Source organism: Polaromonas sp. (genome assembly GCF_030680935.1).
Classification (GTDB): domain Bacteria; phylum Pseudomonadota; class Gammaproteobacteria; order Burkholderiales; family Burkholderiaceae_C; genus Polaromonas.
This window is the reverse complement of the sequence record NZ_JAUXUP010000030.1, coordinates 64,813-87,400: the sequence shown is the minus strand read 5'-3', so window position 1 is coordinate 87,400 and position 22,588 is coordinate 64,813. Positions and strand designations below refer to the sequence as shown.

The following is a 22,588-nucleotide window of genomic DNA, read 5'->3' as shown; positions in this document are numbered from 1 at the left end:
ACATGTTTGAATTGAATCTGCCCAGCGCGGGACCGCGTATTCTGACGGGGGCAAGGCCTATTCAGCCACTTGTCGCCGCCTGGCGGAGTCTTGACATTATTGAACAGGGAGAAAAACCATGCCTCACACCACCGCATTCCGCGCCTGCCTGGCCTTCCTGTTGTCCCAGCTGGCGGGCGCCGGCTTGGCGCCCGCCTACGCGGCCACCGGCGCTGCCAGAACGGTTTCCGCCTGCGCGCCGCTGCTGCAACACAGCTTTTTGCGCCTGCAGGATGAAAAGCCGCAATCACTTTGCCAATACAGCGGCAAGGTAGTTGTGGTGGTGAATACCGCGAGTTTTTGCGGCTTCACGCCGCAATATGCCGGGCTGGAAGCGCTGCATGCCCGCTACAAGGACAGGGGGCTGGTAGTGCTCGGCTTTCCTTCCAACGACTTTGCGCAGGAGTCCGGCAGCAACCAGGACATCGCCGCTTTTTGCGAGAACACCTTTGGCGTGAAATTTCCGATGTTTGCCAAATCAAGTGTCGCGGGTAAAACCGCGAATCCGCTTTTCAAACAGCTGGCCGACCAGACCGGCAGCCCGCCGCGCTGGAACTTTCACAAGTATGTGGTGGCGCGCGACGGCCAGAGTGCCAGCAGCTTCAACACCGCTGTGGACCCCAAAGACCCCGCATTTTTGAGGGAGATTGAAAAGCAGCTGTTGGGCAAATAAATACTAATCGGTAATAATTTGACCACTAAGTAATTTTTAGAACACCTTCGACGTTCACCTGATCTACCCCGCCCGACAACCCCGCACTCCTCGAATGCCCGCCTTGCTTCTAACAAATCTTTACTGGCAGTCCCCTCGAAATAGCGGGAACTGCCTGGCACGGCGCGGGCTCCTACAGACGTTGGTGCCATACCCGGTTACGTTATCGATAACAGGCATCCACAACCACAGTTTTTTGTTGCGAAGACTTCCCGGCCCTTGCGGTCAGGATGCAATCCCGGGGCGGTTCTCCTCCTCCCTCCCTCCCTTGTTCGCTTCGGGGCGCTTCGCAGCATTTTTGTATTCGGGCCACTGAAATGGCCCAGCCTGAACGCCGTCCGCGTGTCGCCATCATTGGCTCAGGCATCTCGGGTCTGGCCGCCGCCCATGCGCTGCGCGGTCACGCCGAGATCACCCTGTTTGAAGCGGGTAGCTATTTTGGCGGCCACACCCACACGGTGGACATCACGCTGCCGACGCCGCAAGGCCCGCTGACCCATGGTGTTGACACCGGTTTTCTGGTCTTCAACGAACGCACCTACCCCGGCTTGATTGCACTGTTTGCAGAGCTGGGTGTAGCAACCGCGCGCTCGGACATGTCGTTTTCAGTCAAGATCCCCGGCGTGCGCCGGGGCGCTGCGCTGGAATGGAGTGGCTCCAGCCTGAACACTGTTTTTGCCCAGCGCAGCAACCTCCTGAGCTGGAAGTTTTTGCGCATGCTGCGCGACGTCGTGCGCTTCAACCGCGAGGCCACGGCCCTGGCCGAAAACGGCGCCGAGGCCGCGATGCTGCAGCCGCTGGGCGACTTTTTGCGCGCCGGCAGCTACAGCGCGGAGTTTCGGGACTGGTATTTCCTGCCCATGCTGGGCTGCATCTGGTCTTGCCCCACCGACCAGATGCTGGCGTTCCCGGTGGCAACGATGATCCGCTTTTGCCACAACCACGGCCTGATCCAGGTGGCCAACCGGCCTCAATGGTGGACAGTCACTGGCGGAGCCAGGCACTACGTCGAAAAAATTGTGGCCGGTATCGCCGACAAACGCCTGAACACAGCGGTCAAAAGCATACGCCGTGACGGCCTTGCGGCCAGCGGTGGCGTGACTGTGGTCACCGAAGGCCGCGAGGAACGCTTCGACAAGGTGGTGCTGGCAGCCCACTCCGACCAGTCGCTGGCCTTGCTGGAGCAAACCACTTTGGCCGAAAGCGCGGTGCTGGGCGCGATCAGTTACCAGCCCAACCGCGCGGTTTTACACACCGACACCTCGGTACTGCCCGCCAACAAGCTGGCCTGGGCCGCCTGGAACTACGAACGTGCGCTGGACCCGCAGCGGGAGTCCAGCCGGGTCTGCCTGCATTACCTGCTGAACATGTTGCAGCCCCTGCCTTTTGCCCAGCCGGTGCTGGTGTCGCTGAACCCGGCGCAGGAGATTGCGCCGCAGCACATCATGGGTGAGTTCGACTACGCCCACCCGGTGTTTGACGGCGCCGCCATCCGTGCGCAAAAAGAAGTCCCCGGCTTGCAAGGCCAGCAGCACAGCTATTTTTGCGGCGCCTGGACCGGTTACGGCTTTCATGAAGACGGCCTGAAGTCGGGCCTGGGCGTAGCCCGTCAACTGCTGCAGGATTTGGCCGGAGCCAAGACGTGAGCGCGCAAGCCATGCAAGCTTTGATCGGCTTCGGTGAAGTAAGGCATACACGGCTGAAGCCTGCGCTCAATGCTTTCAACTACCCCACCTATTTCCTCATGCTGCCGCTGCGCAGCATGCGCCAGCATGGCAGCGGCGCGCTGGCGCACAACCGCCGCGGCGCACTGAGCTTTTTTGATAGCGACCACGGCGATGGCGGCAACGATTGTCTGGTCTGGCTGGACACGCTGCTGGCGCGTGAAGGTATTACCGACGCGGGCGGTGAAGTCTGGCTGCACACCTATCCGCGGGTGCTGGGCTACACCTTCAAGCCGGTGAGCTTCTGGTATTGCCATACCGCGGCGGGCGCCCTGCGCGCGATTGTGGTCGAGGTCAACAACACCTTCGGCGAGCGCCATTGCTACTTGCTCGATGCGCCGCACTACGGTCAAGAGCTGCAGGCCGCCAAGGTGTTTCATGTCTCGCCTTTTTGCACCCTGGAAGGAAGCTACCGCTTTCGCTTCATGCGCAGCCAGCACGATGGTGTGGAGAAAACCGTGGCCCGTATTGACTACGACGATGCAACCGGCCCGTTGCTGCAAACCAGTGTCAGCGGCACCTTGCTGCCCTTGAGCCAGGCCACGCTGCGCAAAGCCCTGTGGCACTACCCGGCGATGACGCTGGGTGTGGTCGCCCGCATCCACTGGCAGGCCTTCAAGCTCTGGCGCAAACGCGTGCCTTTTGTCAGCAAACCCCAGCCACCCGAAATTTTTGTGAGCCGATGAACACTGCCACCAACTCCTCCGCTACCAGCGCCTCTTCCGCCACCGGTATGCCGTTGGCATTGCCACATGGCGCCCCGGCCGCAGCGCGCACAGCCTTCAAACTGCTGTCGCGCCTCAAATACGGCACACTGACCCTGCAACTGCCCGACGGCAGCATGCAGCGTTTTGGCTCGGGCGACGGCCCCACCGCCAGCATGCGACTGGTGAACTGGAACGTCTGCAGCGCCTCGTTGCGCTCGGGCGACATCGGTTTTGCCGAGAGTTTTATTGCTGGCGACTGGACCACGCCGCACCTGACCGAGCTGCTGCGCGTGCTGATCGTGAACCGCAAGGAAGTCGAAGACGTGATCTACGGCACCTGGCTGGGGCGCCTGGCGTACCGCGTCAAACACCTGCTGAACCGCAACACCAAGGCCAACAGCCAGAAAAACATCCACGCCCATTACGACCTGGGCAATGCTTTTTACGAGTTGTGGCTGGACGGCACGATGAACTATTCATCGGCGATTTTCGAAACGCCCCAAACCAGCATGAAAGACGCGCAAAACGCCAAGGTGCGCCGCGCCCTGCGCATGGCCGGCGTGCAGCCCGGCGACCGCGTGTTGGAGATCGGCTGCGGCTGGGGCGCGCTGGCCGAGATGGCGGCCAGCGAATTTGATGCATCCCTGGTGGGCGTCACGCTCAGCACCGAACAACTGGCCTGGGCGCAAAAGCGCATGGAACGGGTTGGCGCCGCAGACAAAGCAGATCTGCGTCTGCAGGACTACCGCGATATCGGCACGGTCAGCCAGGACGCACCGTTTGACGCGATCTGCTCGATTGAAATGATCGAAGCGGTGGGGCGCGAGTACTGGCCCACTTACTTTCAGGCGGTGGCTCGCCTGCTCAAACCCGGTGGCCGGGCTTGCGTGCAGAGCATCGTGATTGCCGACGAGTTGTTCGAGCGTTACGTCTCGTCCACCGACTTCATCCAGCAATACATCTTTCCCGGTGGCTGCCTGCCTTGCCCCAAAGAGTTCCGGGCCCAGGCCAGGGCCGCCGGGCTGGAGGTGGTGGACGAGTTTTCGTTTGGCCAGGACTATGCCCATACGCTGCGGCTATGGCGCGAGCAGTTCATGGCACAAGAGTCACGGGTGCTGCAACTCGGGTTTGACAAGAGGTTTATCCGCATATGGGAGTTCTATCTGGCATATTGCGAAGCCGCCTTTGCCCAGGCCAACACCGACGTGGTGCAGTACACGCTGCGCAAGCCTTGAGCGCCCGGCTGCTGCTGGCCCTGCTGCTGGGCGCGGGCATGATGCCTGCGGCAGTCGCGCAGGCGGTAGGCACCAGCTCGGTCAGCAGCGCAGCCGACAGCGGTGAGCAGCGCGCAGAGTTGCAGACGCTGTTGCCACAAGGCCGGCTGGTCGGCAGTGGGCGCCTGACCTTCTGGGGCTTTCAGGTGTATGACGCGCGGCTCTGGGCGCCGCCCGGTTTCAAACCTGAAAGTTTTGGCACGCAGACGCTGGCGCTGGAGTTGAGCTACCTGCGGGCCTTTGCCGCCAGCGACGTGGCCGAACGCTCGATCAGCGAAATGCGGCGCTCGGCGACCATCAGCGCCGAACAGGCCGACAAGTGGAAGGCCGCCCTGCGCCAGGTGCTGCCTGACGTCAACAAGGGCGACCGCGTCATGGGGGTGCACCGCCCCGGTGTGGGCGCGTCCTTCCTGATGAATGGCAAAGCGATCGGTGAAATCCGAGATGCCGAGTTTGCGCGGCTGTTTTTTGGCATCTGGCTGTCGCCCAAAACATCGGAACCGGCCCTGCGCAATGCGTTGCTGGCTGGAGCAGGCGCTTGACATCTGTCGCTGCCAGCGCTTTTGCGTCGCGCTTCGGCACGCGCAACGGCCTGGCCTACGGGCTGCTTGGCCTGCCGCTGGCCTTTGTGGCCCTGCCGCTGTACGTGATTTTGCCCAACCACTACGCGCGTGAGTTTGGCGTGCCGCTGGCCACACTGGGTGCGGTGCTGCTGGGTGCACGCCTGTTCGACGCGCTGATTGACCCGCTGCTGGGGCGGCTCAGCGACCGGCTGTTTGCGCAGTCTGCGCGCGCTGTGCTGGGTCTGGGCGCCGGCGCCGCTGTGCTGCTGGCACTGGGTTTTGCCTTGCTGTTTTTTCCGCAGGTCAGCGCGCCTTCAGCACTGGTCGTGTGGGCCAGCCTGATGCTGCTGGTCACCTACACCGGTTACAGTGCGCTCAGCGTGGCGCACCAGTCCTGGGGGGCGATGCTGGGCGGTGACGAGCGCCAGCGCAGCCGCATTGTGGCCTGGCGCGAAGGGCTGGGGCTGGTCGGGGTGGTGCTGGCCTCGATCACGCCGGTGCTGTTGGGTCTGCCGGCCACCACCGCCCTGTTTTTTGTGGCCTTGGGTCTGGGCTGGCTGGCCTGGAGCCGGGCCGACCGGCCAGTGGCCCGCCAGCGCGGGGCAGGTCATGCGGTCTCCATCTGGTTGCCGTTTCAGCAAAAAGGCTTTCGCCGCCTGCTGGCCGTTTTTCTGCTCAACGGTACCGCCAGTGCGGTGCCCGCGACGCTGGTACTGTTTTTCATCCAGGACCGGCTGCAGGCACCGCAAAGCATGGAGCCGCTTTTTCTGGCCAGCTATTTTGTCAGCGCTGCGCTGTCTATCCCGCTGTGGCTGGCGCTGGTCAAACGTTTCGGTCTGGCGCCCACCTGGCTGGTGGGCATGGGTCTGGCCATTGCCACCTTCGGCTGGGCCACACAAATCGGCGCCGGCCAGACGACGGCTTTTCTGGTGGTCTGCGCGCTGTCGGGCCTGGCGCTGGGCACTGATCTGGCCTTGCCTGGAGCCCTGCTGGCAGGCGTGATCCAGGCCAGCGGCCACTCGGGTCGTGCCGAGGGCGCCTACTTCGGCTGGTGGAATTTTGCGATCAAGCTCAATCTGGCGCTGGCCGCCGGTCTGGCGCTGCCACTGCTGGGCCTGTTTGGCTACGCGCCTGGCGCGCGTGACGCCCAGGCGCTCAATGCCCTGCTGGTGGCCTATTGCGTGCTGCCCTGCGTGCTCAAGCTGGCGGCGGCGGCCTGCCTGTACTTTCTTGTCATCAAACACCCGGAAGGGGTCAAGCCATGAACCATTTTTTTCGCAGGGGCAGCGCCACGCTGTTGTTGGCGCTGGGCCTGCTGGCCGGCTGTGCCAGCCCGCAAGTCAGCGACTACGCGGCTGAAAAACCGGTCCTCGACCTGCGCCAGTATTTCAAGGGCACGGTCGATGCCTATGGTGTGTTCACCGACCGTTCCGGTCGGGTGGTCAAGCGTTTTACTGTGGTCATGACCTGCAGCTGGCAAGGCCCGCCGGGGCAGGAGACCGGCGTGCTGGATGAAGTGTTCACTTACTCGGATGGCACGACAGACCGCCGGATCTGGACACTTAAACGTAGCCCTGATGGCCGCTACACCGGCACCGCCGCCGACGTGCTCGGGGAAGCCGCAGGGGAAGAAAATGGCAACGCCTTTCGCTGGGGCTACACCCTGAAGTTGCCAGTGGACGGAAAAATTGTGGAGGTGCAATTTGACGACTGGATGTACCTGATGAACGACAAAGTCATGCTCAACAAGGCGGTCATGAGCAAGTTTGGCATCCGGCTGGGCGAAGTGACCCTGACCTTCGTCAAACCTTGATCCACTGCAAACCACAAGCCAAATTGGCCTGCAGCCCTTACCGCATATGCGCAAGCAGCTATCATTTTTATAACAAATTGAACCATGACTTACAACCCTCCCCTGCGTGACTGGCACGGAAAAACCGTCTGGCTGGTGGGCGCCTCCAGCGGCATCGGCCAGGCCACCGCCCATGCGCTGCATACGCGCGGCGCCAGGGTGGTGGTATCGGCCCGCAATGCCACCGCGCTGGATGCTTTTGTGCACAGTCATACCGGCGCCGTCGCCCTCCCGCTGGACGCGGCCGATCCGGCTGCAGTGGCGGTCGCGGCGCAAACCGTGCTGGCCCAAGGGCCTGTCGACCTGATGCTGTATTGCGCTGGTTATTACCGCGAGATGCGCGCCACCGAGTTTGACCTGGCCGAGATGCTCAAGCACCAGCAGGTCAACTACACCGGCGCGCTGTACCTGCTGGATGCGCTGCTGCCCGCCATGCGCCAGCGTGGCGCGGGCCACATCAGCCTGGTGGGCAGCGTGGCAGGTTACCGGGGCCTGCCAAAAAGCCTGGCCTACGGGCCGACCAAGGCAGCGCTGATCAACCTGGCTGAAACCCTGTACCTGGACCTGCAGGCCAGCGGCGTGGGTGTGAGCCTGGTCAACCCGGGTTTTGTCGAGACACCGCTGACCGCACAGAACCAGTTCAGCATGCCGGCCCTGATCAGCCCTGCGCAGGCGGCAGAAGAAATATTGGCGGGCTGGGCCGACGGAGAGTTTGAAATCCATTTTCCGAAACGCTTCACCCGCTGGATGAAAACCCTGCGCGTACTGCCCTATGCGCTGTATTTTCCGGCCATCCGCAAATTCACCGGACTGTGAGCAGCCCCATGGAGCAAACGATTGATCGGCTGGTGCAGTATTTTGAAACCCTGAACCCCGCCCGCGTGGCGCGCATGGGCGAACTGTACGCGCCGCAGGTCTGGTTCAAGGATCCGTTCAACGAGGTGCAGGGCCTGGCGGCGGTGCAACACATCTTCAGCCACATGTACGTGGCGCTGGACCGGCCGCGCTTTGTGGTGACCGAGCGCATCGTTGAGGGTCAGCAGTGCTTTCTGACCTGGGACTTTGAGTTTTACTTCAGGGGCCGCCGCAATGCTGCGCTACAGACGATTCGCGGCACATCACACCTGAGGTTCAATGCCGCCGGTCAGGTGGTGTACCACCGTGACTACTGGGACGCGGCTGAAGAGTTGTATGAAAAACTGCCTTTGCTGGGCAGCCTGATGCGCTGGCTCAAGCGCAGGGTGGCCGGATAAGGCGCACGGTTTGCTACTTTTTTAATAGCTGTTTGCACCTGCCCGACAAGGGTTGCAGGCCATTTTACCCTCAAGAATCTCAGGAAGGCACGGTATCCACGAAGCTGGGCCGCTGCATCAGCTTTTCATACAGGCGCGCCAGATTGGGGTGCGGTGTGCGCCAGTCAATCTGCGCAAAACGAAAATCCAGGTAACCCAGCGCGCAGCCCGTCGCAACATCCGACAGGCTCAGGTGAATGCCGCTGCAAAAAGGCTTGTCGCCCAGCCCGGTGCTCATGGCCTGCACGGTGTCGTTTATTTTTTTCATCTGGCGGTCAATCCAGGCTTGGCTGCGCTGCTTGTCGGTGCGGCCGGACCAGGTCGCTTCGAGCCGCGCCAGAATGGCCGCATCCATGAGGCCATCGGCCAGCGCCTCCCAGGTTTTTACTTCGGCGCGCTCACGACCCTGCACCGGGATCAGTTTGCCCACGGGCGACAGGGTGTCGAGGTATTCCACAATGACACGCGAGTCAAAAACGGCTTCTTCCGACCCATTGGGGCCCTCCATGACCAGGCAAGGCACTTTGCCGAGCGGATTGGATTCGGCCATGGCGGTGCCGGCAGCCCAGACGTCTTCAATGACGAACTGGTAGTCGAGTTTTTTTTCCGCCATGACGACGCGCACCTTGCGCACGTATGGGCTGCCGTTGGATCCAATGAGTTTCATAGCTGTTTCTTTTATCGTGAGCCCTGGGAGCCTGGCGGACTTGGGAATCGCCGCTTGCAAATCGGACAGGCTGTAGGTCAAATGCATTCTATCGAGTAAGGCGGGGCGGCTGGCAAACGGCACAAAAAAGACAGGAAACCGCCGTCCGGCACGCCAGGGTAGCGTCAAGGTAGCGCCAGATGGCCCGCCTACAATGTCGCCCATGACCCCGTCCACCAGCTTCGCCATCACCGCCCTGTCCCCCCTGGATGGCCGTTACGCCACCCGTCTGGCCGCCTTGCGCCCCCTGATGTCAGAGCTCGGGTATATGCACCGCCGGGTGCAGGTGGAGGTGGTCTGGCTGATTGCACTGTCGGATGCAGGGTTTGCCGAGTTCAAGCCGCTAAGCCCGGGAGCACGCACCTATTTGCTGGGCTTAAGCAAACACTTCTCTGAAAGTGACGCCGCAGCCATCAAGGACATCGAAAAAACCACCAACCATGACGTCAAGGCGGTGGAATACTGGATCAAGTCCAAGTTTGACGCCCGGCCGGAGCTGATGGCCGCCGCCGAGTTTGTGCACTTCGCCTGTACCAGCGAAGACATCAACAACACCAGCCATGCGCTGCAGCTCAAAAGCAGCCGCGAGCAGGTGCTGCTACCGGCACTGGACAAGGTGATTGCCCAGCTGCGCGAGATGGCGCACCGCTACGCCGACGAGCCCATGCTGAGCCGCACGCATGGCCAAACCGCCAGCCCCACCACCGTTGGCAAGGAGATTGCCAATGTGGTGGCGCGGCTGGATGTGGCGCGCGAGCGTATCGCCAGCGTGAAAATCATGGCCAAAATGAACGGCGCGGTCGGCAACTACAACGCCCACCTCTCGGCCTGGCCTGATTTTGACTGGGAGGCGCTGAGCCGGCGCGTGATCGAGTCGCCCGAGCCACTGGGCCTGGGCCTGAGTTTCCAGCCCTACAGCATCCAGATCGAGCCGCACGACTACATGGCCGAGCTGTTTGACGCGGTGGCACGCACCAACACCATCCTGATTGACTTTGCGCGCGACGTCTGGGGGTATGTCAGCGTTGGTTACTTCAAGCAGCGCCTGAAGGCCGGTGAAATTGGTTCAAGCACCATGCCGCACAAGGTCAACCCGATTGATTTTGAAAACGCCGAGGGCAATCTGGGCCTGGCCAACGCGCTGCTGCGGCATATGAGCGAAAAACTGCCCATCAGCCGCTGGCAGCGTGACCTGACCGACAGCACCGTGCTGCGCAACATGGGCGTGGCTTTCGGCTACGCCGTGCTGGCCTACAGCTCGATGGGGGTGGGCCTGGGCAAGCTGGAGCTGAACCACGACGCACTGGCCGACGATCTGGATGCCGCCTGGGAAGTACTGGCCGAGCCTATCCAGACCGTGATGCGCCGTTATGGCGTGCAGGGCGCCTACGAAAAACTGAAAGAAGTCACGCGTGGCAAAACCGTGACGGCTGAGGCCTTACACGGATTGATTCGCTCACTGGAGATCCCGCAGGCCGAGAAAGACCGGCTGCTGGCCATGACGCCGGCCAGTTACACCGGCAAGGCCGCCGAACTCGCCAAAAGGGTTTAGGCAGGCGCCGGCATATCCGCGCTGCAGTTCCAGCACTGCTCAAAACCACCTTCCACGGTTTCGCCGCAAGCGCAAAGCCAGTGCCGCTGCGGCCGGTTTTGCAGACTGTGCAACAGCGCCTGTGCCTGCGGCTTTTCATGGTCGTGGGTCAGCCAGATTTCTGGCTGGCACTGGTCGGGCGGCAATTCACCCGCCACGCTGCCCAGAAAATAACGCTGCACCGTCGCAGAAAACCCGGCCTGTTGCAACACGTCGGCCCACAGCGCTGCAATGGCAATGTTGGGCGCGCGGGCGAGTCGGAGCATAAAACCAGTTTACTCCTGAATTGATAGCTGCCTGCGCATATCAGACATGGGCCAGAGGTCTAAAAGGCATGATGTTTCGGGCGCCACCGGGTTCAGGCTACTTCCGGCGGAGCATCCCGGTTTTCCAGCGCCCGGTCGGCATAACGGCCAAAGCGCCAGGCCGTCGCCTCCTGGGTGATGCGCCGCCAGGTCGCGCGTTTTTCGACCGGGCTCATCTCGGGCCACCGCTGCACCTCTTCAAAGCTGCGGCCACAGCCCTTGCACAGCTCGTCGCCCTGGCTGGTCGAGCATATGGCGATGCAGGGTGTGTCTGCTGTTGTGTCGTACCAGGTGCGCCACGCGGCCAGGGCCTTGGGTGGAAAACCGGCCTCGTCGGCCTCTTCCTCGTGGTAGAAAACCAGCAGGGCATAGACCTCGGCCAGTGCGCGCAGTTCGGGGGCCAGGGTGACGCCGTCCGGCGACGGTTTTTTCTCGCGCCAATAGTTGATGGCTGCTTCGATATCGGTGATGTGGATGCCAGGCATGGGGTAATGAGTAGGACAAAGGATGCGGTCACCTGCCAGCAATGCCTGCCGGCTCGACCGACAAGGAGGGGCCGGCACGTGCAATTATCGGCGAAGCAGCTGTTGGCCCGGCAACGCCGGGCGGTGCTATTCTTCAGGCCATGAAACTCATACTCAAATGGCTTCTCAGTGCGGCCGCCCTGCTGGCGGTGGCTTATTTGTACACCGGCGTCACGGTGACCAGCTTCACGTCTGCCCTGATTGCGGCAGCGGTGCTGGGCGCCTTGAACGCGGTGGTGCGGCCGGTGCTGGTGCTGCTGACCTTGCCGGTGACCCTGGTCACGCTCGGGCTGTTTCTGTTTGTCATCAACGCCCTGATGTTCTGGGCGGCGGCCAGCCTGCTCAGCGGCTTGCACGTCACAGGCTTTGTGGCCGCGCTGATTGGTTCGCTGATTTACTCGGTGCTACAGCTTGCGATCGAGTTTCTCCTGGAGCGCCTGCTCCCGAAGTAGCTGGTCGATCTCCCGGGCACGAGTGTCGATGATGGAGCCGTCAATGTAGTTGCTGGCTGCGGCGCCACTGGCGCGGTTGCTGCGCATGAAATCCTGCGCGGCCTTGAAGCGGTCGCGCGCCGCAGGGTAATCGAGCTGGGCCACGCGGCTTTCGGCATCGGCCCTGATGGCGCGCAAAGTCTGCCCCTGCTTGCCATACGCTTGCGCCAGCAATTGCCAGGCCAGGGCATCCCTGGGATGGTTGCTGACCCAGCCCTGCAAGGGGCTGGATGCCTCCTCAGCCCGTCCCGCCGCCAGATCGGCCCTGGCCTGCAGCAGCAGCGCAGCGCGCGCGCGGGTGTTTTTCAGCCGGGGCAAATCGGTGCTGTTGCCGGCCGCCAGTTCAATCTCCAGCGCCAGCGCTTGCGCCGTATCCGCAAGTTCGGCCTGCTGGCGGGTGGCGGCAGCCACAGTCAATCGGGCCGCCAGGCTGCGAGCCTGCGCATGGTCGCGCAGCCGGCTGGCCGCCAGCGCACCGCCGTACAAGGCGCCGGCATCCCTGGGCGTCCAGGCGCCAGAGGCCCCGGCCGTCACTGGCACGCGCTGGGCCTCAGCCAGCAGCGGGCGCAGACCGTCCACGCCGGGGTCACCCAACACGCGGGCACGCGCGGCCATCCAGGCATGCAGCACCCGCTCGCCGCTTGCATCCGGGGCAGTGGCGGGGGGCAAGGCGGGACCGGGCGCTTCCAGTTGCAGCCGGCCCTTGACTTCGGCGATGCGCTCGGTGGTCAAGGGGTGGCTGCGCAGGTAAGGAAAAGCACCGTTGTCATTGAGCCGCGCCGCCTGCTGCAACTTGTCAAACATGCCGGCAAAACCCTGTTTTTCAAAACCGGCGTCCAGCATGATGGCAAAACCGATGCGATCGGCCTCGCGCTCCATGTCGCGCGAAAAATTGAGCTGGTTTTGCATCGCCGCCGCCTGCCCGCCCACAATGGCCGCGTTGGCAGCGTCGGGGCTTTTGCTGGCGGCCAGCACGCCCAGCACCATGGCGGCGATGACCCACGGCATCTGATCGCTCTGCTTGGTCATCAGGCGCGAGATGTGGCGCTGCGTGACATGGCTGAGCTCATGCGCCAGCACCGAAGCCAGCTCATCGCGCGAGCTCACCACCGCCATCAACCCCATGTGTACGCCCAGGTAACCGCCGGGCAAGGCAAAGGCGTTGATGCTGCGATCACGGATCTGCATGACCTCCCAGGCAAAACGCTGCTCCAGCTCGGGTGCAAGCTCCCCCCGGGCGCGCGCCGCCGCCATCAGCGGCAACCAGATGCCCTGCAGGTAGTCGCCCAGCACCGGATCGTCCAGATAGTCCGGGTCGCGGTAAATGCTGGCCGCGATGCGGTCGCCCAGCCGCCTTTCTGCACTGACGGACAACTCGGAGGTGTCCCCCAGCGTAGGCAGGGCAGGTCCGGAACGGGCCGGCGCCTGTGCCGTGGATGAAGCGCAAAACGCTACAAAAATAATAGCTGCCAGCGCAACGCGGGTATGGGTCAACCGGCTTTTTTGCTGAAAACTTTTGGGGAAGATCGATGAAAGCAAACGAAGACCCTCGGCGCTGCAAAGATGAAATGGAAAGCCCGGCGCGCTTTAAGACGCCGCAGCAGTCCCGGACATACTCTTATGATGAGGGATGCTCGTAAAGGTTTCGTAACAGAATGACCATGACCTCACCACTGACGCATTTTGACGCACAGGGGCAAGCGCATATGGTGGATGTGGCGGCCAAACCCGCTACCCACCGCGTGGCCCTTGCGCAGGGCCGCATCACCATGCACCCGGCCACCCTGGCCATCATCCTGGCAGGCAGCGCAAAAAAAGGCGACGTGCTGGGTATCGCCCGGATTGCGGGCATCATGGCCGCCAAAAGGACCAGCGACCTGATTCCTTTGTGCCACCCACTGGCACTGACGCGTGTGGCAATTGAGTTCAAATCCGAAGCAACAGACACAAGCATTGTTTGCCAGGCGACCGTCGAAACCGTAGGCCCGACCGGCGTCGAGATGGAAGCCCTCACCGCTGTCCAGGTCGCATTGCTGACGATCTATGACATGTGCAAGGCTGCCGACCGCGGCATGACGATTACCGACGTGAAATTGCTGGAAAAGCATGGCGGCAAGTCGGGCAGCTACCGCGTCGCGGACTGAAGCGGCTCCATGGCTTTCACCTAGGCTGTAGCGGCCCCAGGCCAGTGGCGCTGCGCCACTTCTCATGCTCCTTCGGAAAGGCTGCGCGGTAACGCAGGAGGTGTTGCAAGGCTTCATCGTCGCGACCCAGCATCACCGCACTTTCAATCATTTTTTCGATCACGCGGGGCTCTGGCGAATAATGCAGCAGCAGCGCAGCGGTAGCGTAGGTCCACTGCGCGTTGTCACCGGTCAGGGGGATCGTGCTTAACTCGGCAAAACGCACCTGGTTTCGAAAAAGCCAGGACCCGCGAATTTTATTCAGGGTGTCCTCGCGGTAAGTTGCCGAGCGGGCAGCCGGGGCCAGGTAAATCTGGCTGACGCGGTGGTAGTCAAACGCAGCGTAACCCGCGCCCACTAAAAGTGCAGCAGCGAGGCCGGCCCGGGCCGAGCGGGCCAGGAGAGATCGGACTGTGGGTCCGGCTGCGCTCTCCAGCGACGGGCGCCACAACAGCAGCAGGCAAACCCCGGCCGCCATCTGGAACGGCCCGTACGACAGCGGGTACTCCAGCATGCTGTGCAGCAAAATGACCGCCAGCACGCCCCACGCCATCTGGCGCGCCGGATCGGTTTCGCGCCAGGGCTGCGTATGCACGAGCAGCCACACAAAAACAGCACCCACCAGCGCCGCCAATGGAATACCCAGCTCGACCGCAAGGTGCAAAGGCAGGTTGTGCGCGTTGTCCAGAATGTCGCAAAACCGGTCGCCTGGATAAAGCGTCATGTAGTGCGCGTAATCGAGCTCACCCCAGCCCCACCCCAGCCAGGGCTTTTCACTGATCAGTTGCAACACATTGGACCAGAGGGTCAACCTGCTGGAACAGATATCGTCCCCGGCACGCATGCGGGCGGCCATGCCGTGGCCCCACAGGTCAAAGCCAGCCAGCCAAGGGAGTCCAGGGGCAGCTACAGCGTACGCCAGAATGGCAGCCAGCAACACACCGCGTACGGCTTGTTGGCGCCACCCACCCCAAACCCAGAACAACACACACAGACCAAGCAACTGCAGCAATCCGGTCCGCGAAGACGATGCGGCGTTCCCGATCGCCAACAGGCCGGCCACAGCCCACACCACACCCGGTGGTCGCCCGGCGAGGCGGCCGCTTGCCCCTAGCCACACCAGGGCGACCAACGCGATGTTGGTCAGACTGGCGAAATGATTACGCTGGCGCAAATTGGCAAAGGCCTCACCCGGCAAAGTCTGGCTGACCCCCGGTTCGAGACCGCCAGCTGCCCCGAAATATTGCAACAGGCCAATGACGCTGCTGGCTGCGCCGGCAAACACCCAGGCCCAAGCCGCGGGGGCGGCCCAGCGCCCCACAGGAAATGCGCCGCTGGTCGCTTCGCCCGATGCCGGGCGCAGCGATCCCGTCAGGATCAGGCCCGCACTCGCGGCCAGCGCGACCAGCCAGGGCACAACGGCGGGTGAGGGGCCGGGCGCAAACGGATTCAGCCAAGGCAGCGCCAGGAGTGCAAAAGCAGCGGTGAACCGCGCTGGAGTAAAAAGTACAGACACTGGACGGGGACGCGCTGGGTGATACCCAGTTAAAAGAAACCCTCTACCGGCAGGTACGCAACGATGCGAGCCCCGGGGGCGGCTAGCAGCGCCACGCCACTGGCATGGCGCGAAGTCATTGGCAGGAAGCGCAGACTTTCTGACGCCACCCCATCGCCAGCGGCTGCGGCCTGGACCTGCCCAGCCAGCTCAGGGTATTTTTCAAGCAGCAGTTTGACGGGACGTGCCTTGGTAAAAACCGCTTCAGCAAAAGAGGCGTAACTGACCCAGCGCTCGGGTTGCATGGAGATATCGAGCCCTTGTATTCCCAAATCGAGGCCGCGCAACATCTCTTCCTGATTGACGGGTTTACGCGCGGCAAGCAAAGTCGGTCCGGTCCAGGGCAGTTGACGATATTCCGGAAGCGCTTTGTCCAGTTGCGAGGTCTCTATATCGGCGGCTGTCACCACCTGGAGCCGATCAACTTCAAACACCAGGTGCACGGGGCGGGCCATGGCGATGGTGTACATGCCGTAGCCGAAAGCCAACAGTTGCACCAGCGCAATCAAGCCAATGTCGCGCCGCAGCTCGGCACCCGGTTTGTCAGGGCTGGCCACCAGTGCGGTTAAAACCGGGCCCAACACAACGTCAATGCCCACCAGCATGGCGAACAAAGCCAGGCCTCCGGAAAACGTGGCGTACGGCGATGGATACCAAACCAGAAAAACCAGCAAGCTCGCCAGCAGTGCAATGCTGGCGCTTATAAGAAAATGCAGTCCTGAAGCACGAACGCGGAGACTCATTCAGTCACCCCCCCAAGAAAAAAACAGGGCTTGAGTTTGCCATGCGTGTGTGCAGGTCAACCAGAGCCCCAAAGCAAAAAGGCCGCAACAGCGGCCTTTTTGAAGGGTGTGAACCCTGACTATGTCAGCTTAGCGGCACTCAGCGGGCGCGTATTTGCCCAGCATGGTGGCGCCGTTGGTGGCACCGTTGATCGCAGTTTTGCCGGCGGTGTAGCAAGTCCACACGATTGCGCCAGTAGGTGGCGTACCAGCGGCCAGCACTGCGCCGTTCGCGGATGGCCACAGTTGAAGCAGATTGGATGCTGCGGGCACCAGTGCCGCTTGATATGCAACCGCAATCAGCCCGGTAGCCGTTGTACCGGTGATGGAAAGTACGTTTTTTGTCACGCCGGTTGCGGCATCCACCGGAACCTGCATCGCGCATGTGCCAGCGGCAGCGCAAGCCGTTGGTGCGGCGCCGGTACCTGTTGTCAAGCCAGCAAATAAGCCGCCCGAGGCATCAAGGGTAGCGTTGGACGCGTTGTCCGCAACGACCACTTTCATTGAACTGCCCAACACGATACCTTCCGTGACTTTCGCCCGGATCGTGTAGTCCTGATAGGCGGGCAAAGCCACCGCAGCCAAAATACCGATGATCGCGACAACAATCATCAACTCGATCAGGGTAAAACCCTTTTGCATGGAACGCTTCATGAAATACTCCTTGGTTGGAAAAAATGCCAGGTGTATCAGCACCTTCCGTGCCAGCCCCTGGGATGCAAAAAAAGTCCGGATTCGGCCTCTGAACCCCACGAAGCGCCGGGCAAATTGACCTTTCCTGTCAGCCCGGAGGCAGGAAGCGACAGTTTTGTCACTTGATGCAAACCGACCGAACCATTTTCAGATCGGTCAGCCCCATGAGCACCTTTTCCATCCCGTCCATCTTCAAGGTCCGCATGCCACTGTTGACGGCCGCAGAAAACAACTCTGCCACCCGGGCTCGTTCCTGAATCAGTTTTTTGGCGGCATCGTCGGCAATCATGAGCTCATGCAGGCCAATGCGCCCTTTGTAGCCGGTCTGGTTGCACTTGTCGCAACCCTTGGCGCGGTAAAGGGTGAGGTGACCGTCTTTGCCGTAATGGGTCATCCAGTCATCCAGCAGCTGTTGTGCTTCACCTCCTGGATCGGCCTTCCAGACTTCCGTGTTCCGCAGTTCTTCCGAATATTCCTTGACGAAGTCCTTGACTTCCTGGGCATTCGGTTGATACGCCTCTTTGCAGTCACACAGTTTCTTCGCCAGGCGCTGGGCCAATATGCCGAGCAGCGCATCGGCAAAGTTGAAGGGGTCCATGCCCATGTCCAGCAAGCGGGTGATCGATTCCGGCGCTGAATTGGTATGCAGGGTGGAAAACACCATGTGACCTGTGAGCGAAGCCTCTACCCCCATCGAAACCGTCTCTTTGTCACGCGACTCGCCCACCATGATGATGTCCGGGTCGGCGCGCAAAAAAGCCCGCATCACCAGTGCAAAGTCTATGCCGGCCTTTTTGTTGATCTGTACCTGGCGCAAACCCTTCTGCGTGATCTCCACCGGGTCTTCGGCGGTCCAGATTTTGGTGTCCGGCGTGTTCAAGAACTTCAGGATGGAGTGCAGCGTGGTGGTTTTGCCCGAGCCGGTGGGACCGCACACATAAAACAGTCCATAAGGTTTGGAAACCGTTTTCTCCAGACGCTCTTTGTTGTGCGCTGTCAGGCCCAGCTTCTCCAGCGGTATGGGTTCACCCGCCGCCAGGATACGCATGACCACGTCCTCCACACCGCCGGCTGACGGAATGGTGGCTACCCGCAACTCAATGTCGAGTGGCCCGTATTTCTTGAACTTGATCTTGCCGTCTTGCGGTTTGCGCTTTTCAGAAATGTCCAGGTCACACATGATCTTGAGCCGCGTCACCATGGCCTGACGAAACTGCGCTGGCACTTCAATATAGGGCTGCAAAGTGCCGTCGATGCGAAAGCGGATGCCGGTCTTGGCCTTGCCCGGCATGGGCTCAATGTGGATATCGGACACCTTCTGCTTGTACGCATCAATGATGACTTTGTTGACAAACTTGACCAGCTCGTTGTCCGCAGCGGCTGACTCCAGTGCCGAGTCGTCACTGGCATCGTTTTCAAGCGGCGAATCCATGTCGGCCAGTAGCTGGTCGATGGAGCCACCTTCGTTGCCCGCGCCAAAGAGCTGCGCCAGGGTTTCGTCAAACTCGGTTTGTGTGGTGACGCGATAGGCAAATTTCGTGTTTTTGGAAAACACCTGCGGCACCACCCTGGCGCCGCGCACGGCCTCTGGGTCCACACACATGATGACCAGCCCATCGGGTGTTTCTTCCAGCGGCATCCAGCTTTGCTGCTCAACGAAGTGGCGCTTGAGAAGGCCGTGCAGCATTTCAGAACGAATGCGTCCGGCATTGAAGCCCTCGTAGGGAACGCCAAAAAACTTGGCTAACGATGCACCAATTTGCGGGGGCCGAATCCGGTAGTCGGCCATCAAGAGGTGTTCTACCGACTGGCCTTCCTCCCGCGCCTTCTGGATGCACTGCTGCAGCTCGTCCTGAGACAGCACCCCTTCGGCGACCAGTCCGTCGTATTTGGTGGCCCGGCGTCGCTGGCCGTCCTCAGCCCTTTGCATGCGCTGTCGAATGGCAATACCCAGTGTTTTGCAGAGTTGCTGCGCGCCATCTTCCTCAAGCTTGGCAAAGGGTTGGTCACTACGGTTGTTGATGACCTGAAGAACACCATACAAGGTGTTGCCATCCATCACCGGCGCAACCAGCATTTGCTTGGTGCGGTAGCCTGAGCGCTTGTCCACCTCTTGCAGGAAACTCAGGTTGGGATGGATTTTCTTGAGCGCTTCCTCGTCATAGACATCGGCGATGTTCACCATGGCCTTCGACAGCGCCACATAACCCGCGATGCTTTGCGCACTGATGGGCAGCTTCAGATCGCGACTGGTGTTCAGGCCGGTTTTGACCTTGGAGACGATGGAGCTGCGGTCTTCATTGACCGCATACAGGGTCAACCTGTCCGCATTAAAGAGCTTGCAGATGTCCTGGCTGGCTTCCAGCATGATCTGGTCAATGTTTTCAGTCTCATGAATACGATTGGTCACCAGTTGCAGCTGGCGAAAATACAGAGCTTCAAAGGTCACGCCCCGCTCTTGCGGGGGCAGCATTTGCGAGTCAAAAAACTGGTCTTCGGGGTCGCGCTGGAGAACGGCACTCATAGTTCAAACTCCTGACCTGCGCGCAGCCAGCGTATGTCGTGGGTGACGTTGGGGCCGAAAGGCGCTGTCTGGTCGAAACGCTGTATTTCGGCCATGATCAAGTCGGTTTCTGCTGGCTTGGTGTGGGTGATGTAGATTGGGTAATTCCTGCCCTTGTCGATGCAGTCCAGCTCAATGGCAAGCGCATGTGGAGACAAATGCAGACTGCGCTTGGCCAGGTCACGCTCACGGTTGCTAAAGGCAGTTTCAATCACCAGCATGGCCACATTGAGCTGGTTGATCCTTGCCCAAAGCGCTGGATTACGCTCAGTGTCCCCGGTAAAGACCCAGTAGCCGGCTCCGGCAGCCACCGCATAACCGACCGCAGGCACGGTGTGAACCGCCGGCAATACCTCGACATACTTTCCTGCAAGCAAAAGAGTCTGGCCAATGGTCAGAGGGTGAAAGCTCACAAAAGGGGCTTCCGGCGTGGGGATTCTTGAAAAGTCCGGCCAGATGGTGTCGTTGAAAATATGCGTCTTCAGCGCATCGATGGTGCCCTGCAAGGCGTGAACCTGAATGGGGGAGGTTCGCTGCGAGGCAATCGCATCAGCCATCAAGGGCAATGCCGCGACGTGATCCAGATGGGAGTGGGTCAGCAAGACGTGATCAATGCCGCGCATCTCATCAAGCGTCAGGTCGCCCACGCCAGTCCCCGCGTCCACCAGTACATCGTGGTCGAGCAGGAACGACGTAGTCCGGCAACCCTTGGCAATCGCTCCTGAACAACCGAGTACACGGACTTTCATCGTTTTGGGGGCCTGATGTACGGGCAGGCTGTTATTTGGTTTCGAAGTTGGTCGCGCCGTCCCACTCTGGGTCGAACGGCAACACCCTCAGGGAGGCTACACGCTCAGCATACAGCCGGTAAAGGTACTTTTGCGCATTCATGCGCTGTAAATTGAGCAGGTGCACGTCGCAAGCATCCCAATCCTGGTCGCGGTAGGCCTTGAGCGCCAGGCCCCACTCCTTGAGTTCAGCGGCATACTCTTTGCCCGGCCGGCCTAATGCGGCCACAGGGCAAAAGATCGCCACGGCCTGGTCTTTTCCCTTGACCCGGACCTTGTCGAGCTCCTGCCATGCAAAGTCGGTGGAAAGTCGGCGGGTTGATTCGCTGACCACCGTATCAACGCCATAAGTTTTTGAAAGCCCCTCCAGGCGCGAGCCCAGATTGACCGCGTCGCCGATGACGGTATAGCTGCGCCGGATGTCAGACCCCATGTCGCCCACACACATGCTGCCGGTGTTGAGCCCGATCCCAATGCCAATCTCGGGCAGACCCTTGGCCCGGTGCTCTACATTGAGCTCGCGCACGGCCAACACCATCTCCAGCGAAGTCTTGACGGCCAAGCTGGCATGATCCGGCGTTTCTACAGGCGCGCCCCAAAAGGCCATGACGCAGTCACCCATGTATTTGTCGATCGTGCCACGATTGCCGCGGATCAGATCGGTCAGGCGGCTGAACACGCTGTTGAGCAGGGCCTGAAGCTGCGTGGGCTCCATGGTCTCTGACATCTTGGTGAAGCCGCGCATATCGCAGAACATCACCGTCAATTCCTTGGCCGACGCCTTCATCGTGTAACTGTCGGGGTCCTTGACCATTTCATCAACCAGTTCGGGCGGCACGTAGGTCCCGAACAGATTGGCCAGCTCCCGCTTGGAACGGCTCTCGACAAAGTAGCCGTAACTCATGTTCAGCGCAAACGCGGTGAACGCCATGACCAGGGCGGTGGCAAGCGGCAGCACCAGGCCGTAAACCGAGTAAAGCCAGAAATCAAGGCCAACCAGCGCCGCAATCACGCCCGCACTGGTCGCCACCGCCTTGGGCGCTGACAGCGCCGGCAACGCCAGGGCAAGGGTCAGCCCCGACAGAAAAAGAATGACCACTTCAAATCCAACCGCATAGTCCGGCTTGACAAACACCTTGCCATCGAGAAATCCGGAAATCATGTTCGCGTGGATCTCCACACCGGGATAAGCCTCTCCGACAGGCGTGACCCGCAGATCGAGCAAACCCGGCGCGGTGGTGCCCAACAGCAAAATTTTGTCCTTCAATTGACCCGGTGCCACCCGTTTGGCCAGTACATCGGACGCCGACACATATCTGAAAGAGCCTCCGTTGGGTCCGCCCGGTCCCCGAAATGGCACCAGGGTTGTCACCCGTTGGTCCACAGGAAGAGCCATTGTCTTGTTGCCCTGCTTGAGCAAAATGCTCTCCAGGCCCTGATAGTTGCGAGACAGGAATTTTTCCTGCGGGAAACCTGGCTCTACGCTTGGCAACCCCGTCAGCAGGCGAAACATGGCCAGCGACAAAGACTCGTAATACTTGTCCTTGTATTCCGCAATCACGGGGATGGAGCGGACGACGCCGTCGCCCTCCACTATCGGGTTGGTATGGCCCGCCAGGGCAGCCACGCCGGCCAGCGGCTCGATATTGGAGCCATAACCACTGTAGCTGACGAACCGGATAGGTCGTCCGCGCAACGCCTCCTGTTGCATGACCGGGGCAGGCAGGACACCACTGACGAGTCCTCCGCTGTCACTGGTGAAGTAATAACCCAGCACCACGGGCTGCTTTTCCAGGGACTTGGCAAAAATCGCGTCGTAGTCCAGCGACCCCTGCAATTGCGCCAGTCTCTCGCTGAAACCGGGCTGGTCACGCAGTTCATTCCTGGCGAGTTGAAGCAGTCGCTTCAGCCCCGAACTCTCGTCCGGCTCGGGGAAAAATACATCAAAACCCAGCAGTGCGGCTTTTTGCTGCTCCAGCAGCTCCTGCACCAGTGCGGCCAGCTTGTCGCGCCCCCAGGGCCAGCGACCGACTTCAGCAAGGCTTTTTTCGTCGATATCGACGATGACGATACGCTCGTCCAGCGTCCGCGGCATTGTGGCGCGCAGCCGCGCGTCATACAGGATGTCGTCGAGGCGCTGCAAAACGTCGAGGCGCACGACACCACCAGCATGCAGCAGGGCGAAAACAAGCGGGATCAGTGTGACGGCAATGCGAGGCCAGTGCCGGAAAAAGAGTCGCATAA

At 61.1% G+C, this 22,588-nt stretch carries 22 protein-coding genes; 12 read left to right on the top strand and 10 right to left on the bottom strand.

What is annotated here, in order from left to right; translation table 11 throughout:
• Positions 1 to 118: 118 nt before the first annotated feature.
• From Q8L50_RS08730 to Q8L50_RS08690, 9 genes are all read left to right on the top strand, one after another.
• A complete protein-coding gene (locus tag Q8L50_RS08730; protein ID WP_305348276.1) occupies positions 119 to 712 on the top strand; it encodes a glutathione peroxidase in 594 nt (197 codons plus the stop codon).
• A gap of 356 nt (positions 713 to 1,068) precedes the next feature.
• Positions 1,069 to 2,397: an NAD(P)/FAD-dependent oxidoreductase gene (locus Q8L50_RS08725; RefSeq protein WP_305348275.1), complete on the top strand. Its 1,329-nt coding sequence runs from the start codon at positions 1,069 to 1,071 to the stop codon at positions 2,395 to 2,397.
• An 11-nt stretch (positions 2,398 to 2,408) separates the two neighbouring features.
• Entirely contained in the window at positions 2,409 to 3,161 is a 753-nt protein-coding gene (locus Q8L50_RS08720) for a DUF1365 domain-containing protein (protein WP_305348314.1), read from the top strand.
• Between the two features lie 47 nt (positions 3,162 to 3,208).
• Positions 3,209 to 4,417 carry a cyclopropane-fatty-acyl-phospholipid synthase family protein gene (locus Q8L50_RS08715; protein WP_305348313.1) on the top strand — a complete coding sequence of 403 codons (1,209 nt, stop codon included), beginning with the start codon at positions 3,209 to 3,211 and terminating at the stop codon, positions 4,415 to 4,417.
• Positions 4,414 to 4,998 carry a chalcone isomerase family protein gene (locus Q8L50_RS08710; RefSeq protein WP_305348274.1) on the top strand — a complete coding sequence of 195 codons (585 nt, stop codon included), beginning with the start codon at positions 4,414 to 4,416 and terminating at the stop codon, positions 4,996 to 4,998. The genes Q8L50_RS08715 and Q8L50_RS08710 overlap by 4 nt, the downstream gene beginning before the upstream one ends.
• Complete coding sequence (locus tag Q8L50_RS08705) at positions 4,995 to 6,284, top strand: MFS transporter (protein ID WP_305348273.1); 1,290 nt, start codon at positions 4,995 to 4,997, stop codon at positions 6,282 to 6,284. The genes Q8L50_RS08710 and Q8L50_RS08705 overlap by 4 nt, the downstream gene beginning before the upstream one ends.
• Entirely contained in the window at positions 6,281 to 6,832 is a 552-nt protein-coding gene (locus Q8L50_RS08700; RefSeq protein WP_305348272.1) for a DUF3833 domain-containing protein, read from the top strand. Before Q8L50_RS08705 ends, Q8L50_RS08700 begins: the two co-directional genes overlap by 4 nt.
• Before the next feature lie 84 nt (positions 6,833 to 6,916).
• A complete protein-coding gene (locus tag Q8L50_RS08695) occupies positions 6,917 to 7,687 on the top strand; it encodes an SDR family oxidoreductase (protein WP_305348271.1) in 771 nt (256 codons plus the stop codon).
• 8 nt (positions 7,688 to 7,695) lie between these two features.
• Positions 7,696 to 8,124 carry a nuclear transport factor 2 family protein gene (locus Q8L50_RS08690; protein WP_305348270.1) on the top strand — a complete coding sequence of 143 codons (429 nt, stop codon included), beginning with the start codon at positions 7,696 to 7,698 and terminating at the stop codon, positions 8,122 to 8,124.
• A gap of 79 nt (positions 8,125 to 8,203) precedes the next feature.
• On the opposite strand, the gene Q8L50_RS08685 is transcribed toward Q8L50_RS08690, so the two are convergent.
• The gene (locus tag Q8L50_RS08685; protein WP_305348269.1) at positions 8,204 to 8,830 is read right to left on the bottom strand and encodes a glutathione S-transferase N-terminal domain-containing protein; all 627 of its coding nucleotides are present in this window, start codon (positions 8,828 to 8,830) and stop codon (positions 8,204 to 8,206) included.
• A 202-nt stretch (positions 8,831 to 9,032) separates the two neighbouring features.
• Here Q8L50_RS08685 and purB point away from each other — a divergent pair, with 202 nt between their 5' ends.
• Entirely contained in the window at positions 9,033 to 10,421 is a 1,389-nt protein-coding gene (purB, locus tag Q8L50_RS08680) for an adenylosuccinate lyase (RefSeq protein WP_305348268.1), read from the top strand.
• Here purB and Q8L50_RS08675 read toward each other — a convergent pair.
• The gene (locus Q8L50_RS08675) at positions 10,418 to 10,726 is read right to left on the bottom strand and encodes a DUF2007 domain-containing protein (RefSeq protein ID WP_305348267.1); all 309 of its coding nucleotides are present in this window, start codon (positions 10,724 to 10,726) and stop codon (positions 10,418 to 10,420) included. The genes purB and Q8L50_RS08675 overlap by 4 nt on opposite strands.
• 92 nt (positions 10,727 to 10,818) lie before the next feature.
• The gene (locus Q8L50_RS08670) at positions 10,819 to 11,250 is read right to left on the bottom strand and encodes a DUF3717 domain-containing protein (protein WP_305348266.1); all 432 of its coding nucleotides are present in this window, start codon (positions 11,248 to 11,250) and stop codon (positions 10,819 to 10,821) included.
• Between the two features lie 140 nt (positions 11,251 to 11,390).
• On the opposite strand from Q8L50_RS08670, the gene Q8L50_RS08665 reads away from it, so the two are divergent.
• Positions 11,391 to 11,741, top strand: a complete 351-nt coding sequence (locus Q8L50_RS08665; protein WP_305348265.1) for a phage holin family protein — start codon at positions 11,391 to 11,393, stop codon at positions 11,739 to 11,741.
• On the opposite strand, the gene Q8L50_RS08660 is transcribed toward Q8L50_RS08665, so the two are convergent.
• A complete protein-coding gene (locus Q8L50_RS08660; RefSeq protein ID WP_305348264.1) occupies positions 11,694 to 13,274 on the bottom strand; it encodes a M48 family metalloprotease in 1,581 nt (526 codons plus the stop codon). The two genes, Q8L50_RS08665 and Q8L50_RS08660, sit on opposite strands and share 48 nt — an antisense overlap.
• Before the next feature lie 161 nt (positions 13,275 to 13,435).
• Here Q8L50_RS08660 and moaC point away from each other — a divergent pair, with 161 nt between their 5' ends.
• Positions 13,436 to 13,924 (top strand): cyclic pyranopterin monophosphate synthase MoaC, encoded by a 489-nt coding sequence (moaC, locus tag Q8L50_RS08655; protein ID WP_305348263.1) that lies wholly within the window; start codon positions 13,436 to 13,438, stop codon positions 13,922 to 13,924.
• Between the two features lie 16 nt (positions 13,925 to 13,940).
• Here moaC and Q8L50_RS08650 read toward each other — a convergent pair whose 3' ends face one another.
• The 6 genes from Q8L50_RS08650 to Q8L50_RS08625 form a co-directional block, all read right to left on the bottom strand.
• Complete coding sequence (locus Q8L50_RS08650; RefSeq protein WP_305348262.1) at positions 13,941 to 15,380, bottom strand: Wzy polymerase domain-containing protein; 1,440 nt, start codon at positions 15,378 to 15,380, stop codon at positions 13,941 to 13,943.
• A 128-nt stretch (positions 15,381 to 15,508) separates the two neighbouring features.
• Positions 15,509 to 16,261, bottom strand: a complete 753-nt coding sequence (gene tfpZ, locus Q8L50_RS08645; protein WP_305348261.1) for a TfpX/TfpZ family type IV pilin accessory protein — start codon at positions 16,259 to 16,261, stop codon at positions 15,509 to 15,511.
• 129 nt (positions 16,262 to 16,390) lie between these two features.
• Entirely contained in the window at positions 16,391 to 16,954 is a 564-nt protein-coding gene (locus Q8L50_RS08640; RefSeq protein WP_305348260.1) for a pilin, read from the bottom strand.
• Between the two features lie 157 nt (positions 16,955 to 17,111).
• Positions 17,112 to 19,517: a GspE/PulE family protein gene (locus Q8L50_RS08635; protein ID WP_305348259.1), complete on the bottom strand. Its 2,406-nt coding sequence runs from the start codon at positions 19,515 to 19,517 to the stop codon at positions 17,112 to 17,114.
• Entirely contained in the window at positions 19,514 to 20,305 is a 792-nt protein-coding gene (locus Q8L50_RS08630; RefSeq protein ID WP_305348258.1) for an MBL fold metallo-hydrolase, read from the bottom strand. Before Q8L50_RS08630 ends, Q8L50_RS08635 begins: the two co-directional genes overlap by 4 nt.
• A gap of 31 nt (positions 20,306 to 20,336) precedes the next feature.
• Entirely contained in the window at positions 20,337 to 22,586 is a 2,250-nt protein-coding gene (locus Q8L50_RS08625) for a CHASE2 domain-containing protein (protein ID WP_305348257.1), read from the bottom strand.
• Between the last annotated feature and the right edge of the window lie 2 nt (positions 22,587 to 22,588).

Coding starts and splice junctions, on each gene's coding strand:
- Q8L50_RS08730 (WP_305348276.1), top strand. CDS start 119: ATGCCTCACACCACCGCATTCCGCGCCTGCCTGGCCTTCCTGTTGTCC.
- Q8L50_RS08725 (WP_305348275.1), top strand. CDS start 1,069: ATGGCCCAGCCTGAACGCCGTCCGCGTGTCGCCATCATTGGCTCAGGC.
- Q8L50_RS08720 (WP_305348314.1), top strand. CDS start 2,409: ATGCAAGCTTTGATCGGCTTCGGTGAAGTAAGGCATACACGGCTGAAG.
- Q8L50_RS08715 (WP_305348313.1), top strand. CDS start 3,209: ATGCCGTTGGCATTGCCACATGGCGCCCCGGCCGCAGCGCGCACAGCC.
- Q8L50_RS08700 (WP_305348272.1), top strand. CDS start 6,281: ATGAACCATTTTTTTCGCAGGGGCAGCGCCACGCTGTTGTTGGCGCTG.
- Q8L50_RS08695 (WP_305348271.1), top strand. CDS start 6,917: ATGACTTACAACCCTCCCCTGCGTGACTGGCACGGAAAAACCGTCTGG.
- Q8L50_RS08690 (WP_305348270.1), top strand. CDS start 7,696: ATGGAGCAAACGATTGATCGGCTGGTGCAGTATTTTGAAACCCTGAAC.
- Q8L50_RS08685 (WP_305348269.1), bottom strand. CDS start 8,830: ATGAAACTCATTGGATCCAACGGCAGCCCATACGTGCGCAAGGTGCGC.
- purB (WP_305348268.1), top strand. CDS start 9,033: ATGACCCCGTCCACCAGCTTCGCCATCACCGCCCTGTCCCCCCTGGAT.
- Q8L50_RS08675 (WP_305348267.1), bottom strand. CDS start 10,726: ATGCTCCGACTCGCCCGCGCGCCCAACATTGCCATTGCAGCGCTGTGG.
- Q8L50_RS08670 (WP_305348266.1), bottom strand. CDS start 11,250: ATGCCTGGCATCCACATCACCGATATCGAAGCAGCCATCAACTATTGG.
- Q8L50_RS08665 (WP_305348265.1), top strand. CDS start 11,391: ATGAAACTCATACTCAAATGGCTTCTCAGTGCGGCCGCCCTGCTGGCG.
- moaC (WP_305348263.1), top strand. CDS start 13,436: ATGACCATGACCTCACCACTGACGCATTTTGACGCACAGGGGCAAGCG.
- tfpZ (WP_305348261.1), bottom strand. CDS start 16,261: ATGAGTCTCCGCGTTCGTGCTTCAGGACTGCATTTTCTTATAAGCGCC.
- Q8L50_RS08640 (WP_305348260.1), bottom strand. CDS start 16,954: ATGAAGCGTTCCATGCAAAAGGGTTTTACCCTGATCGAGTTGATGATT.
- Q8L50_RS08635 (WP_305348259.1), bottom strand. CDS start 19,517: ATGAGTGCCGTTCTCCAGCGCGACCCCGAAGACCAGTTTTTTGACTCG.
- Q8L50_RS08630 (WP_305348258.1), bottom strand. CDS start 20,305: ATGAAAGTCCGTGTACTCGGTTGTTCAGGAGCGATTGCCAAGGGTTGC.
- Q8L50_RS08625 (WP_305348257.1), bottom strand. CDS start 22,586: ATGCGACTCTTTTTCCGGCACTGGCCTCGCATTGCCGTCACACTGATC.